The organism is Paenibacillus sp. USDA918EY, from assembly GCF_009870825.1.
Taxonomy (GTDB): Bacteria; Bacillota; Bacilli; order Paenibacillales; family Paenibacillaceae; genus Paenibacillus_AQ; species Paenibacillus_AQ albilobatus.
In genome coordinates this window covers 248,796-264,253 of the sequence record NZ_WTWY01000001.1, presented here as the reverse complement: position 1 = coordinate 264,253, position 15,458 = coordinate 248,796, and the positions used below count along the sequence as shown (strand labels likewise).

General features: G+C 46.6%; 15 protein-coding genes and 1 pseudogene. 3 read left to right on the top strand and 13 right to left on the bottom strand.

Annotation, left to right across the window (positions count from 1 at the left end):
- Window positions 1-127: 127 nt before the first annotated feature.
- From GQY55_RS01350 to GQY55_RS01335, 4 genes are all read right to left on the bottom strand, one after another.
- Window positions 128-286, bottom strand: a complete 159-nt coding sequence (locus GQY55_RS01350; protein WP_236575327.1) for a hypothetical protein — start codon at window positions 284-286, stop codon at window positions 128-130.
- A gap of 183 nt (window positions 287-469) precedes the next feature.
- Window positions 470-1,762 carry a UDP-glucose dehydrogenase family protein gene (locus GQY55_RS01345; protein ID WP_160037530.1) on the bottom strand — a complete coding sequence of 431 codons (1,293 nt, stop codon included), beginning with the start codon at window positions 1,760-1,762 and terminating at the stop codon, window positions 470-472.
- A complete protein-coding gene (locus GQY55_RS01340) occupies window positions 1,759-2,748 on the bottom strand; it encodes a sugar phosphate nucleotidyltransferase (protein ID WP_160037529.1) in 990 nt (329 codons plus the stop codon). The genes GQY55_RS01345 and GQY55_RS01340 overlap by 4 nt, the downstream gene beginning before the upstream one ends.
- Window positions 2,749-2,869: 121 nt before the next feature.
- Window positions 2,870-3,565 carry a glycosyltransferase gene (locus GQY55_RS01335; RefSeq protein ID WP_268894973.1) on the bottom strand — a complete coding sequence of 232 codons (696 nt, stop codon included), beginning with the start codon at window positions 3,563-3,565 and terminating at the stop codon, window positions 2,870-2,872.
- Between the two features lie 317 nt (window positions 3,566-3,882).
- Here GQY55_RS01335 and GQY55_RS01330 point away from each other — a divergent pair, with 317 nt between their 5' ends.
- Window positions 3,883-4,755: a hypothetical protein gene (locus tag GQY55_RS01330; RefSeq protein WP_160037527.1), complete on the top strand. Its 873-nt coding sequence runs from the start codon at window positions 3,883-3,885 to the stop codon at window positions 4,753-4,755.
- A 695-nt stretch (window positions 4,756-5,450) separates the two neighbouring features.
- On the opposite strand, the gene GQY55_RS01325 is transcribed toward GQY55_RS01330, so the two are convergent.
- The 5 genes and pseudogenes from GQY55_RS01325 to GQY55_RS01310 form a co-directional block, all read right to left on the bottom strand.
- Window positions 5,451-6,194: a phosphotransferase enzyme family protein gene (locus tag GQY55_RS01325; protein WP_236575399.1), complete on the bottom strand. Its 744-nt coding sequence runs from the start codon at window positions 6,192-6,194 to the stop codon at window positions 5,451-5,453.
- A 163-nt stretch (window positions 6,195-6,357) separates the two neighbouring features.
- Window positions 6,358-6,900: a GNAT family N-acetyltransferase gene (locus tag GQY55_RS01320; RefSeq protein WP_160037525.1), complete on the bottom strand. Its 543-nt coding sequence runs from the start codon at window positions 6,898-6,900 to the stop codon at window positions 6,358-6,360.
- Window positions 6,901-7,107: 207 nt separating this feature from the next.
- Window positions 7,108-7,818, bottom strand: a pseudogene (locus GQY55_RS01315) (AraC family transcriptional regulator); the annotation flags it as partial.
- 52 nt (window positions 7,819-7,870) lie between these two features.
- Window positions 7,871-8,104: a hypothetical protein gene (locus GQY55_RS32015; RefSeq protein WP_442953590.1), complete on the bottom strand. Its 234-nt coding sequence runs from the start codon at window positions 8,102-8,104 to the stop codon at window positions 7,871-7,873.
- 42 nt (window positions 8,105-8,146) lie between these two features.
- Entirely contained in the window at window positions 8,147-9,583 is a 1,437-nt protein-coding gene (locus GQY55_RS01310; RefSeq protein WP_160037524.1) for an aminotransferase-like domain-containing protein, read from the bottom strand.
- A 114-nt stretch (window positions 9,584-9,697) separates the two neighbouring features.
- Here GQY55_RS01310 and GQY55_RS01305 point away from each other — a divergent pair, with 114 nt between their 5' ends.
- The gene (locus tag GQY55_RS01305) at window positions 9,698-10,633 is read left to right on the top strand and encodes a DMT family transporter (RefSeq protein ID WP_160037523.1); all 936 of its coding nucleotides are present in this window, start codon (window positions 9,698-9,700) and stop codon (window positions 10,631-10,633) included.
- A 236-nt stretch (window positions 10,634-10,869) separates the two neighbouring features.
- Here the strand turns inward: GQY55_RS01305 and GQY55_RS01300 are convergent, their stop codons facing one another.
- Window positions 10,870-11,361: a GNAT family N-acetyltransferase gene (locus GQY55_RS01300; RefSeq protein WP_160037522.1), complete on the bottom strand. Its 492-nt coding sequence runs from the start codon at window positions 11,359-11,361 to the stop codon at window positions 10,870-10,872.
- 421 nt (window positions 11,362-11,782) lie between these two features.
- On the opposite strand from GQY55_RS01300, the gene GQY55_RS01295 reads away from it, so the two are divergent.
- Entirely contained in the window at window positions 11,783-13,468 is a 1,686-nt protein-coding gene (locus GQY55_RS01295) for an RICIN domain-containing protein (RefSeq protein WP_236575398.1), read from the top strand.
- Between the two features lie 445 nt (window positions 13,469-13,913).
- Here the strand turns inward: GQY55_RS01295 and GQY55_RS01290 are convergent, their stop codons facing one another.
- The 3 genes from GQY55_RS01290 to GQY55_RS01280 are packed head-to-tail and all read right to left on the bottom strand — an operon-like array spanning window position 13,914 to window position 15,442.
- Complete coding sequence (locus GQY55_RS01290; RefSeq protein ID WP_160037520.1) at window positions 13,914-14,504, bottom strand: hypothetical protein; 591 nt, start codon at window positions 14,502-14,504, stop codon at window positions 13,914-13,916.
- 17 nt (window positions 14,505-14,521) lie between these two features.
- Window positions 14,522-14,905, bottom strand: a complete 384-nt coding sequence (locus GQY55_RS01285) for a VOC family protein (RefSeq protein ID WP_160037519.1) — start codon at window positions 14,903-14,905, stop codon at window positions 14,522-14,524.
- An 18-nt stretch (window positions 14,906-14,923) separates the two neighbouring features.
- A complete protein-coding gene (locus GQY55_RS01280) occupies window positions 14,924-15,442 on the bottom strand; it encodes a GrpB family protein (protein ID WP_160037518.1) in 519 nt (172 codons plus the stop codon).
- Between the last annotated feature and the right edge of the window lie 16 nt (window positions 15,443-15,458).

Genomic DNA, 15,458 nt, shown 5'->3' with positions numbered 1-15,458 from the left:
CCTTTATCAAGCCTACATAACATGCACAGATGGCCACCGAAGTAATCGGCGGCCTTATCCTTGGTGCCATCGTATCCCGTTGGCCTTAATCAATTGTCGTAGTCACTATTGAGCTTTTAATCTCCGCTTATTTGGACAATATTACATGGCCAGCGACCGTCTGGGTAGATTTGATCAGCATTTCCTTCAAGGTTCGCTTCTCCTCTGCGGTAAGAGCTTGAACGATTTCGTCCTCCACGCTTTGGAAGGAGTCGAAATCCTCGATCAACGTAACGGCTTTGGGCAAAACATATATATTATTTTGCCGCTTAGCAGGGATCTTACGCTCGATAAATCCTCTTTTCACAAAGCCTGCTGACCACTGCTACAGGCCGATTCGGTACCGTCTGCTTAATGGCCACGCGCCGCTCTGCAAGCCCTTCCTCTTCAATCTTAGGCGAGGTCATGAGGAGAAATTCGCTTGCAGAGGCTAACTATAGCCAATTCCTTGATAATAGAAGCCGATGTCCTTCATTTGACCGGCATCCAACAAGTTTCTTCCGTCAAACAAGTTAGGCGCATTCATGCTGTCTTTGACTTGAACCCAGTCTATTTTAAGAAACATTGGCCACTCCGTGCATATGATGGCCGCATCTGCCCCCTTCATCGTTTCTTCCGGACTACTGCCGAATTTAACACGCTCATCCATAAGCTCGGGAGGCAGCGCGGCTATCGGATCATATACTTGGACGTATGCCTTTTCGTTACGCAATTTTTGGATCATACGAATGGCAGGCGCTTCCCGAATATCGTCGGTATCCGGCTTAAAAGCAAGACCTAATAGGGCAATTCTCTTGCCCGCCAAGTTTCCGATCTGCTCCCGAACTTTTTGAAGCATATACAAGTGTTGTCTCTGATTGACATGAACGACTTTCTTCAGCAACTTCAGTTCCACGTCATTGTGTTCGGCCATATTCAGCAATGCAGCTACATCTTTTGGGAAACAGGAGCCGCCATATCCGATGCCCGCTTGGAGAAAGCTTGGCCCAATTCGGTTGTCAAGTCCGATACCGTACGCCACTTCTTTTACATTGACGCCCAGCCGGTCCGATAGTCTGGCCAACTCATTGATGAACGAAATTTTTGTTGCCAAAAAAGCGTTCGCCGCATACTTTGTGAACTCGGCAGTTCTTGGCGTAGTGACAATGATGGGGCATTGCATCGACTCGTATAGCTTTCCGATTCGTTTTGCTACGTTATCGCTGTTCGTTCCGATAATAATCCGGTCCGGCTGCAGCGCATCCATCAACGCTTTACCTTCCCGTAAAAATTCAGGGTTGGATGCGACTTCAAACGGATAAGGAACCGTCCGCGCATCTCTTGTCCATCCAGTGACCAGTTCTTGCGTGCCAACAGGAACCGTGCTTTTATTGATAATCAATTTATCACCATTCATATGTCTGCCTATATCTTCCGCCGCCTGTTTCACATATCGCAAATCGGCGCGGCCGTCAGGGAGGGAAGGCGTTCCGACACAAATGAAAATAATTGCGTTGTTTTCTATCGCCTCCTTCTTGTCCGTTGTAAATCGAATTCGTTTCGTCCCCAGATGTTTTTTCAATAGACCTTCCAATCCAGGTTCATAAAAATGAAGCTTCCCTTGTCGGAGGTGCTCGATTTTTTGCGGATCTACATCCAAACCCGTCACATTCCAGCCAATTTCTGCAAATACGAGAGCAGTGGTAGTGCCGACATATCCCGTACCTATCACTAAAATATTCACCCGTCTCCCACCTTCCTTGGCGAATGAAGGCCAACCATCATGGATCGAAAACCGATCACGCTGTTTTTTATCGGATTTACCGCTTGTTTCAAGTGTGCGCCATTCAAAATAACGCTGTTCTCGATCCGGCATCCTTCAATGTTACTGCCGGCGCTAATAGAAACATAGGGGCCGATTACGCAATCCTTGAGTACACAATTTTGACCGATCCGTACGGGAGCGATGATCTTGCAATTGTCCAAAACCACTGTCCCGTCAATTTCTCCGGGTTCCTTCCCGTTATCCAGCATCATGCGATTAGCTTCCAGCCATCTTTCCAACGTACCTACATCCATATTAGGCTTTGTCGAAAGATAATAGGATACCGAACAGCCTTGGTCCAACATCCATTGAATGGCATCGGTTATTTCGTATTCTCCTCTAGCAGAAGGTTCGATCGCTGCGGAGGCACTGAATATGGTGTTAGTAAATGCGAATGCACCGATTATTGCCAGATTGGACTTTGGGACGCTTGGCTTTTCCTCCAGTCGGACAATGCGGTCATTGATTACTTCCACGATCCCGTAGTCTTGAGGATTTTTCACTTCAGACACCATCAACGCCGCATGGCAACCATTCATCATTAGGTTTTTTAATTCGGTCAAATCATCCAAAATCAAATTATCCCCTAACAGCAGTATAAAACTATCGTCGCCGATAAAATGTTCGGCCTGCCTGATCGCATGCGAAATACCTTTAGGTTCTGTTTGATAAATATAAGTGATGTTCGCCCCCCATCGCTCTCCTGTACCCGCCTGTTCCTTGATTACAGATTCATGCGAAGGATGAATGACGATCCCGATCTCCGTAATGCCCTGCTTCTTTAATTTCTCAATACATAGCTGCAGTAAAGGTCTATTGGCCACAGGTATAAGTGTTTTTGGATACGCGAGAGTAAAAGGGTATAGTCTTGTCCCTTTGCCAGCGCCTAGTATAAGGCCTTTCATCGTGCTTTCCTCCTATTCACTTAAATATTGTCAGCTACTAATTTATGATAGAGCCGCAATATTGGCATGGACAATCTGATAAAAAAATTGGCCCAGATTGACTGGACCGTGGCACATGCCGCTACAAAACTTTTTTAGTTACATATGGAATATAGCGTGTTGTATACCTGACTAATTTGCACCTGCGCATGTATTCTTCCGTGGATGTTTTTTGAGTATGGGAATTTACATCTTTTCTTCTGATACAAACATAATTATATTTCGACACGGAATAAATTTTATATCCTCTTTTTTTGCATCCGCGCAAAAAGGCAACATCGCTTCCATGCAGTTTTTTTTCATTAAACTTTACATTACTCCACACGGATTTCTTAAACATCAACGTACCGCCCTTAATGAAGCCCTGATATTGGTTTTGCCTGTTTCCTCTAAATAACATAAGTGCATTTTTGGGTTCAAAATATATAAAACAGGCACCTTTCCCAATGACGGGAACGTTTTGTCTACGCATTTTATTGACGGACTCTTCCAAGTAGTAGCGGCCATAATAATCATCATCATCGAATTTTGCTATAATGCTATGTTTTGCCCTCTGAATGCCAAAATTTAAACATTTGCCCAGCTGATATCTCTGAGGGACTCGATAAACAGACACGTTCTTGTATTGACTCGCTTTTTTTCTCCACTTGTTAATGTCCATGTCATCCCGGTTTAAAACAATGATCAATTCTTTATTTTTATAACTTTGCCGTTCATAATTCGCGAAAACATTGTTCATAAATGAAGGCCGCTCCGTACAAGCAATAATGGAAACCAACGTTTACCAACCCTTTCTCCCATGGATGAAATTGAACCGATTGTATTTTTTAACATTAATATACGAAATCATTTTTACAGAGTAACGGCGGTTGTACTGTCACCGCTCACTTCCGCTGATGGAAGGTGGGGGGGCGATTTCTTATGTACGGTGACGGTGAACTGCAGTTCACCGACAATCAAAGGAGAAACGGCGTGCTGACACTGTACCCGATTAAAACCCAATCCTTATAACGGTTTCGGCATAAGCTAAAGGAGCAACGGAATGTAAAAGGAACGTACAGCAAAGACAAATGGATGGATAAAGGAGGGTACTCATTGAGTCGCCATATAACTGGAACAAGCTCGATTTATTCGACCAAAAAACAATTAAAGCTGGTGGAAACATACTTTTTAAACAAACACGTCAACAAGAACAAGGCAGAAGTGGCATTTGCAATATCTTTGAAAAGTAAAATCGTTTCTCGAAATTGGAATCAGGTTCAATCCAACTTGGCAAAAACATTGCGTTCGATTCTAAACAATACAGACCCCCATTTTCGTGTGATTGTTGCAGGTCATGAAAGGCCTGACATTAAGGAAATGCGGCATAAACGTGTAACATGGTTGCCTGTAAACTTTCCACCCCCATCGAATCCAAAAGGATTCAGCCAAGACAAAATCCGTAAACGCAAAGTGATTGGAGCGTATTTAAGAAAAATAGGATTTTCCGGCTATTTTATGCCTTTCGATTCCGATGACTGGGCACATCATAGGCTCGTACATTATATTCGATCGCAGCCCTCGGGGAAGAATTTTGTGATGGACACGGGAATGATGGTGAATTTAGTAAAAAAAGAGGTGTGGCTGAGGAAGAAACGTTTTTATATAGGATGCGGCAGCAGTGCGGTCTTTTATTTTGCCAATAAAGATTTTCCGCTGACCCCAAAGACGAACAGTGCCATAAAAGAGCCGTTTCACCTCGTTCTCAAAGCCCATCCCAAAGTAATCCGAAACTTGAGAACGTTGCGCAGACCTTGTAAAATCGTCAAATTCCCTTTGGTCACTTGGGTACTTGGACATGGCGACAACAACAGCATGCTTAAAGGCAAAAAAAATAATACGGTATCTGCTGAAAACTATGGATCAAAGGGAGAAAAGTTAGAAAGTACATTTTTTCATTATTTTAAAGCCAAGAAAAATCACCCATGACGCATGACGTTCACCCAATACTCAAGCTCACACGAAATCCCAATGCATTATCAAAAATGATCCTTGTGATACGGTTCAGCTTAACGGATCGATCGGCGGAAAAATCTGACACAGCACTTAACCGCCAAACCTTTCCTTGACCTATGCCTGGGCTATAATCCGCTGCATAATTTATAAAACCTTGATTGAGCTCTCTCTATATACTAGATGAACCGAAAAGCCATCGGTTTTCCAAGATCCGGTGGCTTTATGTCTTCCCTGCTTTCAAGCATTATCCCAATATTTTCGCTCCTATATTTCCGTATCTTGAATGATAGGGCTGAATACCATGAGATAAGGCAACGATATCAACCGGACTGCCATCGATTCGAATTTCATAATGCAAATGGGCCCTTTGCGTGCTCCCGTATTTCCAATATTCCAGATATGCCACCCAACCGATACCCTTGTTCCGGTAGATCATGTTTGCTATATCCGAAACTCGCAGCCGTCAAAAGATCGGCCGTTTTCGATGAAACGTACAGCTTGATCGATAGCATTTTTCTGGGCGTCGCTTAACTTGTTTTCATCCCCGTTCCAAGGATGGAGCCACCAAAAAAACGAGCATATATTCCTAAAGTCCATAAACATCGGAATCCGCTCAATCCATTCATGATCAAGATGATGATGCTTGAAATATCCTTCAAGAAAATCGTTCAGAAACTTTTGAGCGAATTCGTTTTTGGACTTCCGATCCTCTTTCGGGGATCCCCCCAAACGGCATGCGCTGCCGCGATGGCAATATCCAGCGAAAACCATCCGTAAAGGCAGTCATCAAAATCAAATACCGTCATCAAATCCCCGTCGACATGAAAATTATAGGGGTGAAAATCATTATGGATCAGTCCGTATGCTTCTCCTTCACGGGGAAGGGAATCCATAATATTTTCGAGCTTTCTTAATTTTTCGAGCAGAACAGCATACTTGCCATGCCGCAAATACGGGTTATCTATTTTCGACCTGCTCCAGTCCTCCCGCTTTTCAGCATCATTAGAAGGTATAAAGCGTCTAGAGAGCCGATGCATCTTCCCCATGGTCTCTCCCCATTGCTTAAAGACGGCTCCCCCCCACAAAAGCGGATCATTTTTGTCAAAAAACGTACCGGGCGCCATTTCAAAAACCGTTGCGATAAAACACGTTTCATCGTCGGCAAAAACAGCCATGATGTCATGATCGATCGTTTTTACCGGCAGCGATACGCGTACCCCGTTTTGCGCCAAAAATTGCAGCCAATCGAGTTCTCCCCTTATTTTTTCTGCATAGGCAAGGGGTTTTTCGGATAACCGCAAGATGAAGCTTTCATTATTTTTGGTAAAACGATACACCTCATTCGTTGATCTGCTGATCAACCGAAGTGTACGAACATCAAACGCAAACGATTTTGCAGCTTTGGACAACATTTCTGGGGTTACCATCCTTGAACCTCCGCGTTCACAAACTCCCGGCCGGGTATAACCACTTTACATGATATCCCCCAAAAGTTATAGACTCCTCTTTTTCTCTGATTTATACTACTAAATAGAGCTCAAGCGTATTTTCCCTTCGCTTATTGAACGCCTCCCCTTAACGATGCCATTCATCTTTAATAAGACCGTAAACCACCCGGTCAAGGTATTGATCATGCAGCCGCTCATAGTTTCTCATGATCCCCTCTTGCGTAAATCCCAGACGTTCCGGAATTGCCCTGCTCTTGATATTGTTCGTGGCTGCCCCGATCTCGATTTTTCGCAAATGCAGCTCATTGAAGGCGTGAGCAATAAAAGCATGGCAAGCTTTCGTCATCAGGCCGTTTCCTTCGAATTCCGATCCCAACCAATAACCTATTTCTGTCCTTTTAGCATCCCAATCGATCCACAAAAAACCGATCGATCCGGCAATTTGCCCGTGATGCCAAATCCCTGCCCAGTATCCGTTATTGTTGGCAAATCTGCTTAAAGACCGGCGAATAAAAGCCTTTGTATCGTCGACGGCAATTGTTTTATCGGGAAAATCAAGCCATTTTCTTATTGAGTCACGACTTTCGTTAATTAAATCAAATAATTCCTGGGCATGCCTCTCCTCGAGAATAGCCAGGTATGTATGTTCATCCATTTCGGCTCTAAACATGGGGCTTTACTTTCCTTTCAATATGATTCGGGTTCCATTTCTTTATTAACGCGTAAATAAGTCGCTATAATTCCTCAGTTTTTCTCGTTATGATACCTCTATCGACACGAGGAGCTGAAATGAATTCAATAATACAGATGCGGGCGAAACAGAAGAAAAAACGTGGGTTTAGCAATTGCTTGACTTGTCACCTCCCCAAAGGATTTTTCATCTTAATTTATCAATGAGCTCCATATATTGTAAATCCCCGTAACCTACCGTTGGGAAACGTTCAAACAACCTCTTGATTAATTCTTTTGTTGGCAGATTTCTGTTTTTATTTATATATTTTACCACTTCATTATCTTCGTTTAGCATATCTAAATATATGTTTATTGCTTGATACATAACCGGAATTAGTTCATTCGATGGTTTCGTATGATTGACCAACACCTCTTTATATACTGAATCATAATGACCTAATTTAAGTTCGGTTTGATGAACTTTAAATTCATCCTCCCTGAAACGATTTAAAAACACTTTCCCCTTATAACCTGACTGCTCAAGATAGGAAAGCAGGGTAAGCTGGTTCATTTGACAAAACATGTCTTCACCAAACCATAATACGATACATTTATACTCTTTATTAAAGAGATTGGCTAAAGGAGCGATTACCTTTTCAATATATCCCTCTACCGATTCATGATGACCCGCAGCCCGAACATTTATAAATTCTTCATCAAATATTCGGTCCGTAGTCGCATTCACGCACATCGCTTCATTAAATGGAGCATAATCGGAATCGCCCATCAATCTGTTCTTTTTAAATTCCTCATACATAACCTGACCATTTAAAATATGTAATACATCTTTATCAAACAATTCACTTCTATTACGGCGCAGTTTATCGACTTCGATTTTTTTAGAAATATTCATTTTATACCGCTCCCCATTTATAATTTGATAGTTCATCTAATGAAAACTTATTTTTTTAATTTGCTTCGATCCAATCCATCATAAGCTGTATTTGTTCATTCATTTGTCTCGCTCTATCTTTAATAATAAGAGGAATTGGTTTATTTTTCTTGATATTTCTTGTGAAGCCTTGTTGCATACACAACCAGCGCCTGCATGATTCTTCGCGGAGATAAAGCTGCGGGAAGATAAAACGGGAGCAAGGAAACGAAGGCGCAACATGGATAAAAACAGCCTCTTTCAAGTTCATGAACCTGAAAGGGGCTTTCTTTTCACTCCTGAGAAAAATTATTCAACCTTCGTTACTTCCTGTAGTCAGCTCCCGATAAATCCCGGCAAATCGCCGTAATCCCTCCCGCAATTGCTGCTCGTTCAAAAAGGAATAACTCAATCGGATCCAAGTCTTCAACTCCCTGAGCGGGTCGCAGATCGAGCCCGGGACGAAGCTGATGGATTGCTCCCTGCTTGTCACGAGAAGGCGCTCCATCGGGGTTGATTCCGGCAATTTGATCCACAAATTAAAGCCGCCTTCGGGACTCTTCCACTCCCAGCCCGTTCCGGCCAGCTCTTCCTCCATAACGTCCTTGCGGATCGCAAGCGCCGTCCGAAGTTTTTCCAAATGCCGCTGCATCCGCTCCGAAAAAAAATAATGCAAAAAGATCTTCTGATTCAAAAGCGGCGTTCCGCTGTCCGACAGCGATTTTGCCTTCACCAAATAGCTCATCAGACCGGGGCGGCAGGCTACCATGGCAATGCTTAAGCCCGGGGCGACATATTTGCTGAAGCTGCGGATATATATCGTCATCCCGGCCGTATCGTATGCGAAAAACGGAAGCGGTGGTTCGTGTCCGAAATAGATATCCGGGCAGGGGTCGTCCTCGATCAGCAAGCACCGATACTCGGCCGCGAGATCCGCCAGCCGCTTCCGCTGCTCCGCAGGCACGGTGTACCCCGTCGGGTTCTGAAAGGTGGGGTTGAGATAAAAAAGGCGCGGTTTATGCTTCTTCATCAGCTCTTCCACCTGATCCAGCCGGTATCCGTCCGGACCAATCCCGATCGGCACCAAATGGGCTCCTTGCCTCCGAAACACGTCGATCGCCGGACTGTAGGTCGGCCTGTCAATCAATACGGAATCCCGCGGCCTGACCAACACTCTTGCGATAAGATCGATCGCTTCCTGCGAACCGGAAGTAATCAGCACTTCGTCATGGGTCAGATCGAAGCGATACCGTTTCGTAAAATAGCGCGTTAGCGCCTCCCTCAGCTCCAAGTCGCCCTGCGTGGTCGAGTAGGTGCCCAGCACTTTGGGATACAGATCAAACACGTTTTTCACATATTCGGAAAAATAACGGTTCGGCAGCAGATTCGGGTCGAGCAGCGCTTTGGAAAATTGATAAGCCGCCTCCACCTGATGAATTTCGGAAAGATGGCTTTCATGAACGTAAGCGGAGACGATCGGATCCTGCTGCGCAGCAGGGGACAGCAGGCTGCCCGGCTGAACATAATAACCGGACTTGTCCCTGACATACACCTTATTCTCTTGTTTCAGCAATTGGTAGGCTTTGAACACGGTCAACCGGTGCACGCCGAATTCCGCCGCCAGCATGCGGATCGAAGGGAGTTTCTCATGCTCCTTCCATTCCCCCCGGCGGATTCGTTCCAAAATATAGTCATACACTTGTTCAAACCGCTTTTCCGGATGGACATTCTTAAGCAACCCGCTCTTCAAAAGACTCCCTCCCTTTAGCTATATCTTATCAAATACGTCCTTTATCTGTTCTGTTAAATATCATCTGTTCTATTCCGTTTCTTTTATGATAAAGCAATACAAGGAGGAATGGACATGATATTTATGAATTATGCGCTGATGTGTCTCGTGTTCGGGACGACGTTTTTGGCTATTAAAGTAGGGATCGACGCAGGGGCCCCGCCTTTTTTCTCTGCGGGTCTCCGTTTTCTTTTGGCAGGGAGCATCCTTTTGACATACATGGTCATTAAACGAAAAGCAAAGTTGTCCCTGCTGTTTCGCAAGGAAATGTTTTTGACGGGAACGGCGCTGACCTTCGGCACGTTCGCCACCCTATATTGGGCGGAACAGCATATAAGCTCAGGCATTGCCGCCATTTTGTCGGCAACCGCCCCCCTGATGATTTTGGGGCTTCAAACCGCCATGGCGCGGCAGCGGCTTTCCATCCACGCTCTCGCCGGCTGTCTCATAGGCACGGTTGGCGTCGTTTTGCTGCTTCTGCCCGGCCTGACGGTCAACTTCAGCAAACTGTGGGTGTTCGGATGTATCTCGGTGTTGGTGGGCCAAGTGTTTTACTCGGCCGGTACCGTCTATTCGCGCCGTGTCGTAAAACGGTTTGAGGATACGTCCCCCATCGCTTTGAACGCGGCCCAAATGATGTATGGCGGAGCAATGCTTCTGGTGTTGTCCTTGTTCGCCGAACCGGTCGATATCGGTCCCATGCTTGCGCCGAAAGCCGTGTTGTCGCTGCTCTATTTGATCTTTGCCGGCTCCATGACGGGCCATACGATTTTTTACTGGCTCATCGCCAAAACGAACCCCGTATTCCCGTCCACCTGGCTTTACGTGTCGCCGCTCATCGCCCTTTGCCTTGGCGCCGTTTTGTACGGCGAGCCGATTTCCGTTTTGTCCGTGATCGGCGGCATCACGATTATCGTCGGCATTGTCGCCGTCAACCTGGATTCGTTGAAAGCGCTCATGTTCAAAGGCAGGCCGCAGCGCAGCAAAACCGGCGAAACCAAAGCAGTATAACGAAAAACGCGGAAAAATGTTGAAGAGAGTTTCGAACAAGGCATGCGTAGTGGAGAATATACGCTTCAATGGAGTGGTGGCGGTACTCCCGTTAATGGACGAAATGGAATTTGATAAAAGGATGAGGACTTCATTTTCGATAATTTTATTGCAATTAGTGTGTTGGGACTGGGAATTAAACTCCCAGTCCTCTTTTGTCGTAAGCCATTCTCTCAAGCCTTGTTCCACCGTTCTCCCTATGATATCCCGAGTATTAGAATGTGCTGCGGGCCCGCCGGCCCGATTCGGGTGCGTCCCTCATCACGGAATCCCGCTTTGAGATAGACATGACGCGCGGCGGCGTTTCTCCTATTGACCGCAAGAACCACTTCATCGGCCGTCCGGAAATGCTGTTTGACAAACTCCTTCAGTCCAAGCAAGGACTGCGTCGCGTACCCTTGTCCCTGATGCCTGTGATCGATGGAGAACGCCCGCAGCAGCAGGGCATTGGGGTTGTCCGAGTACTGACTCCTGTCTTCCCCTGCATCCAGAATGAAAAAGCCAACCGGCTCGTCATCCCCCAAAATGACAATCGGATGTTGCTTCTTCCCCTCCAGCGCGTTCTGCATGACTTCAAACGGCAGTGCGGTAAATTCATGCTGTTCCTCAGGCAGCGTAAAAGCTTCAAGTCCGGCCTCATGATCCCGGTGATATAAGGCGAGCCGGACGTTATTCATCGTGTTTTTCATTTGAGTCTCCTTTGACCATGTTTTAATAATGGCCGATTTTGCGGTTCAGCATAGCCTCATATTTTTGGATCGATATCGCCGAGTCTCAAGACGTAACCAGATATTTTGGTGAAGAAGCCCGGGAGATGTATTTGTAAGGCAATTGCTTTTTCCATGAGCATGAATGAGGAGCTGCCAGGCTTTCAGGCAGTGGACTTGTTCATGCTGTTTTCTTTTGTTGCTGTACGCCTCCCACTATCGCTCGCTTCAGTCGTACACTACCCTATAAATCACTAAAACACCCTATATTTTGACAGGTTGTCTTCTTTCTTCCTCTGGAATACACTCTTTTTTGAAAACGCATTCATAAAATGTGCCCAGTGATTTCGTACCGTCATTGATTTTACAAAAAACAAAAAAGGAGATGGATCGTGTGAAGAAAATGAGATGGACCATCAAGCTTCTGCTGGCTCTGGTCATGGTGGTACCCACGCTAATGGCCAGCCAGCGCGCAGATGCGTGGAACGGAATGCCTATGTCCAAGCTCCATGTGAGCGGCAACCAACTGGTGAACAGCAGCGGACAGCCCGTCCTGCTAAGCGGTTGGCATCAGCCTTCGGGCTCCTATTGGACCTACCAGTCCAGCAAGTACTATCTCGACCGGAACGGAGGAAACCGGCATGCGGCCATTTTGGACTATTTGAAGGATATCACCGATACCTTTACCGATACGTCTGCCAAATACGGCAGCAGCCACGGCTGGTACATGAATCAGGTCCGGCTGTTTATTGACCGGGAAGACATGGGCGATGTAGCCGCCGGCACCTATAATTTTGCCGGTTTGCAAAGTGTTACGCAAAACGTCATCATTCCGTATATTGCCTATGCCAAGACAAAGGGCCTGTATGTTACGCTGGGTCTCGATACCCTTTCGAACAACCAGGCAACCACCCCATCCAATCTGAACAAATTCAACGAAATCTGGGGTTACCTTGCCTCCCAACCGTCGATCAAGAGCGCGGACAACGTGATGTTCGAACTGATCAATGAACCGGTCCTGTCCGATGTCAACGGGCAATGGGGCGGAAATCCCTCTCAACCCAATTTCGCCGATTACTGGAACTCCCTTAAAAATTTCCAAAATTCCATCATATCCACTATACGCAGTAAAGGCGCCGACAACGTGATATGGGCCGCGGGGCTTGGCTGGGATCAATACTACCAGCTGTGCGCGTCCAGTCCGCTGACGGATCCCTTGAACAATATCGGGTATTCCGTCCACTGGTATCCAGGGTACGGTGCCCATGACGATTATGCGACTTTGCAGCAGCAGGGGGATACGAATATTAAGCCTTGCGCCGATCACTATCCCATCAACATTACGGAGACCACCTGGTTCAAGACACAGCCCGGGGATTCCTCCTACTGGGAGCTGTTCAACGGGTCCAATGAAGGTTTCGGCAAAAATACGAAGGCCATTTTTACAGCGGCTGGCAATGTTAGCATGACTGCTCATATGAACGGATTTTTGCTGGAGCCCGGCCCAAAAAGTTCTTTCGCCGATCCGACCGCAGGCCTCAAGTATGACGGCAATACTGCACGGGACGGCATGGCCCGTTTCCTCTTCGAATGGTATTATGAACGGGCGCAGCTGAACCCTTGGAACGGGATCTGGAACGGAGTCTTGTCCGGCTCGACGTATAAGATCGTGAACCGCGCATCAGGTAAAGTGATAGATGTTCCGGGCGGTCAGAATACCAACGGGCTGCAGCTTCAGCAGTGGTCGGACAATCAAGCGACAGCCCAGCAATGGGTTGCCAGTGATATGGGGACTTACAACAATGTGTATAGGCTGCGAAGCGTCAGCTCGGCCGACCAAAAAGTCATGGATATCCGAAACGGAACGAAGAACAACGGCGAAGCGGTCCAACTCATGGAAGACTTGGGAAATACTGCGCAGAAGTTCAGATTGATCAAACTGAGCAACGGTTACTGGAGCATCCTGAATGTGAACAGCAACAAGGCCGTCGAGGTTGCAGGAGCCTCCTCCGCGGATGGGGCGAAGCTTCAGCAAAATCTATATCGGGGCGATCTGAACCAGCAATGGCAATTGGTGAAGATCCGCTAGCTGCCCATCCTGTTAATGTCAGCCACGTCGCTGCCCCCAAAACAAACCCTGATACCGAGATCCTGATGATGATTCAGTGAAAAAACGAGCGCAAGGGTGATTTTACAGATTGCGATCGAGAACAGAGGCAGCAGTATTCAGCCTTTTCCGGTCATTAGCCGGAAGGGGCTTTCTTTTCGCTCCTGAGAAAAATTATTCAACCTTCGTTACTTCCCTGTAGACAGCTCCCGATAAATCCCAGCAAATCGCCCTCCCGCAAAAACGCTCGATGGCTTCCACTACGCCGTCTTTGGACATACGTGTTTCCAGCCCTCCGACCACCAAGTGGGTGCCTTCAAGAGGATAATGGCAATAACCAGTTAAGGTCCCGTGCCGGATCCAAGCCGTTCCCCGAAATACAGTATCAATGCCAGGACCGGATATGGCTCGAGGATCATGCTTAAAGTCATTTGGTCTCGCCAAGGCATGCTTTCACCGAGCTCTCCAGCACCTCAATCACCTCGTCAAAATCCAAAATTTCCAACGCCTGCTCTTTGGCTTCATCCTTCATCGCAAAATCGGATTGCAGATCCCGGATCAATTCCGGAAGATACGTATAGTCAATTTCGTCTATTCGGACGGCTTCCGCATCAAGCGGCTTCAAGGTCAAGGCATAATGGTCGATGAGCTTTCCGTTCAACCGCCAAAAGTCCCTGTAATATTTACCCTGCGCTTCTTTTTTTTCCGGCTGGGGCAGCCATTTGATTTTTTTGTAATAGATCTCTTTCACCCAAATGTCGTCCGAGATCAAATGATAAAAATAACCGAGAAAAAAAGGATCTTTCATGTGGTGCTCATATTTTTGGCAAAAACCGCGGTAATCGCAGGCAAATTCCGAATCCGTTTGGAGAATGATGAAATGGGAATCCTTTTTCGGCGCATTCATGTATTTATGGACGTCCGGCGCGATGCCGCCCAGCAAAAACTGATCGTCATCGATGCCCAGTTCCCGGGCCAGCAGCGTTGAAATGCAGTAATGCATCACTCTCGATCCCATCAGCATTTCCCCCATTCCTAGTTATTCGGTTGAATGACGCCCCACATGTTTCCGCTGGGATCGATAAATTTAAGCACCCATCCGAAACCTTCATTTTGGTAAAACGTAATTTCGACGCCGAGTTCATGCAGATGATCATGCAAAACGTGGATTTGGTCCGTGTTATACAGCAATACGGGCATCGTTTGGCCGTTCACCGAAAAATTCGCGCCGGTTTCGTCAGTTGTTTCCCATAACATGAGCATGGGCCCTTCCTGGAGCTTCAGAAACGCATGGCGATGTTCCTCGGAGACGCCCAGCACTTGAAAGCCGAGATGGGAAACGTACCATTCAGCGGCTTCGGATACATGTTTGACCGGAATTTGCATATGCTCCAATTTTTTAAGGACGGCTTTACTCATATCGAACACCTCGATGATTTAATTTTCATTTTCAGCCCGTGCCAACTCGATGATTTTGCGGATAAACGAACCCTTCGCTTCGGTATATTTCGCCCGGTCATGCGGGTACAGCTGCGCGAGATTCTGTTTCAATCGAAAATAATCCTTTAAAGCCTCCGGATGGCGGATCAAATAATTACGAAACAAGAGCTGCATGTTCCAATGTTCGCCCTCGTGCCGATAGACATGCAAATGATGCGTTCCCGCACGCCACTCGCCCCGGCGGAAAAACCTTCTTTCCGGAAAATGCGGATGATCGACGAAATGATACCCGATCCGTTCCAATCGGACCCGGTGCACAGGAGTTATTTCGTCCAGAGCAGAAACGCCGGCCATGATGTCGATGATCGGCTTCGCCCCCAAGCCCGGAACGGAAGTGCTTCCGATATGCTCGATCCCAAGCACGATACCTTCCAGCGCCTCGGCGATTTTCAACTTTTCCTGCTCGAATTCCCAAGCCCAATGCGGGTTATATTCGGAAATATTGACTTGTTCCATCTGTCTGCTCCATTCT

Coding starts and splice junctions, on each gene's coding strand:
- GQY55_RS01340 (WP_160037529.1), bottom strand. CDS start 2,748: ATGAAAGGCCTTATACTAGGCGCTGGCAAAGGGACAAGACTATACCCT.
- GQY55_RS01325 (WP_236575399.1), bottom strand. CDS start 6,194: ATGTTGTCCAAAGCTGCAAAATCGTTTGCGTTTGATGTTCGTACACTT.
- GQY55_RS01320 (WP_160037525.1), bottom strand. CDS start 6,900: ATGTTTAGAGCCGAAATGGATGAACATACATACCTGGCTATTCTCGAG.
- GQY55_RS32015 (WP_442953590.1), bottom strand. CDS start 8,104: ATGAACTTGAAAGAGGCTGTTTTTATCCATGTTGCGCCTTCGTTTCCT.
- GQY55_RS01305 (WP_160037523.1), top strand. CDS start 9,698: ATGATATTTATGAATTATGCGCTGATGTGTCTCGTGTTCGGGACGACG.
- GQY55_RS01300 (WP_160037522.1), bottom strand. CDS start 11,361: ATGAAAAACACGATGAATAACGTCCGGCTCGCCTTATATCACCGGGAT.
- GQY55_RS01295 (WP_236575398.1), top strand. CDS start 11,783: ATGAGATGGACCATCAAGCTTCTGCTGGCTCTGGTCATGGTGGTACCC.
- GQY55_RS01290 (WP_160037520.1), bottom strand. CDS start 14,504: ATGGGATCGAGAGTGATGCATTACTGCATTTCAACGCTGCTGGCCCGG.
- GQY55_RS01285 (WP_160037519.1), bottom strand. CDS start 14,905: ATGAGTAAAGCCGTCCTTAAAAAATTGGAGCATATGCAAATTCCGGTC.
- GQY55_RS01280 (WP_160037518.1), bottom strand. CDS start 15,442: ATGGAACAAGTCAATATTTCCGAATATAACCCGCATTGGGCTTGGGAA.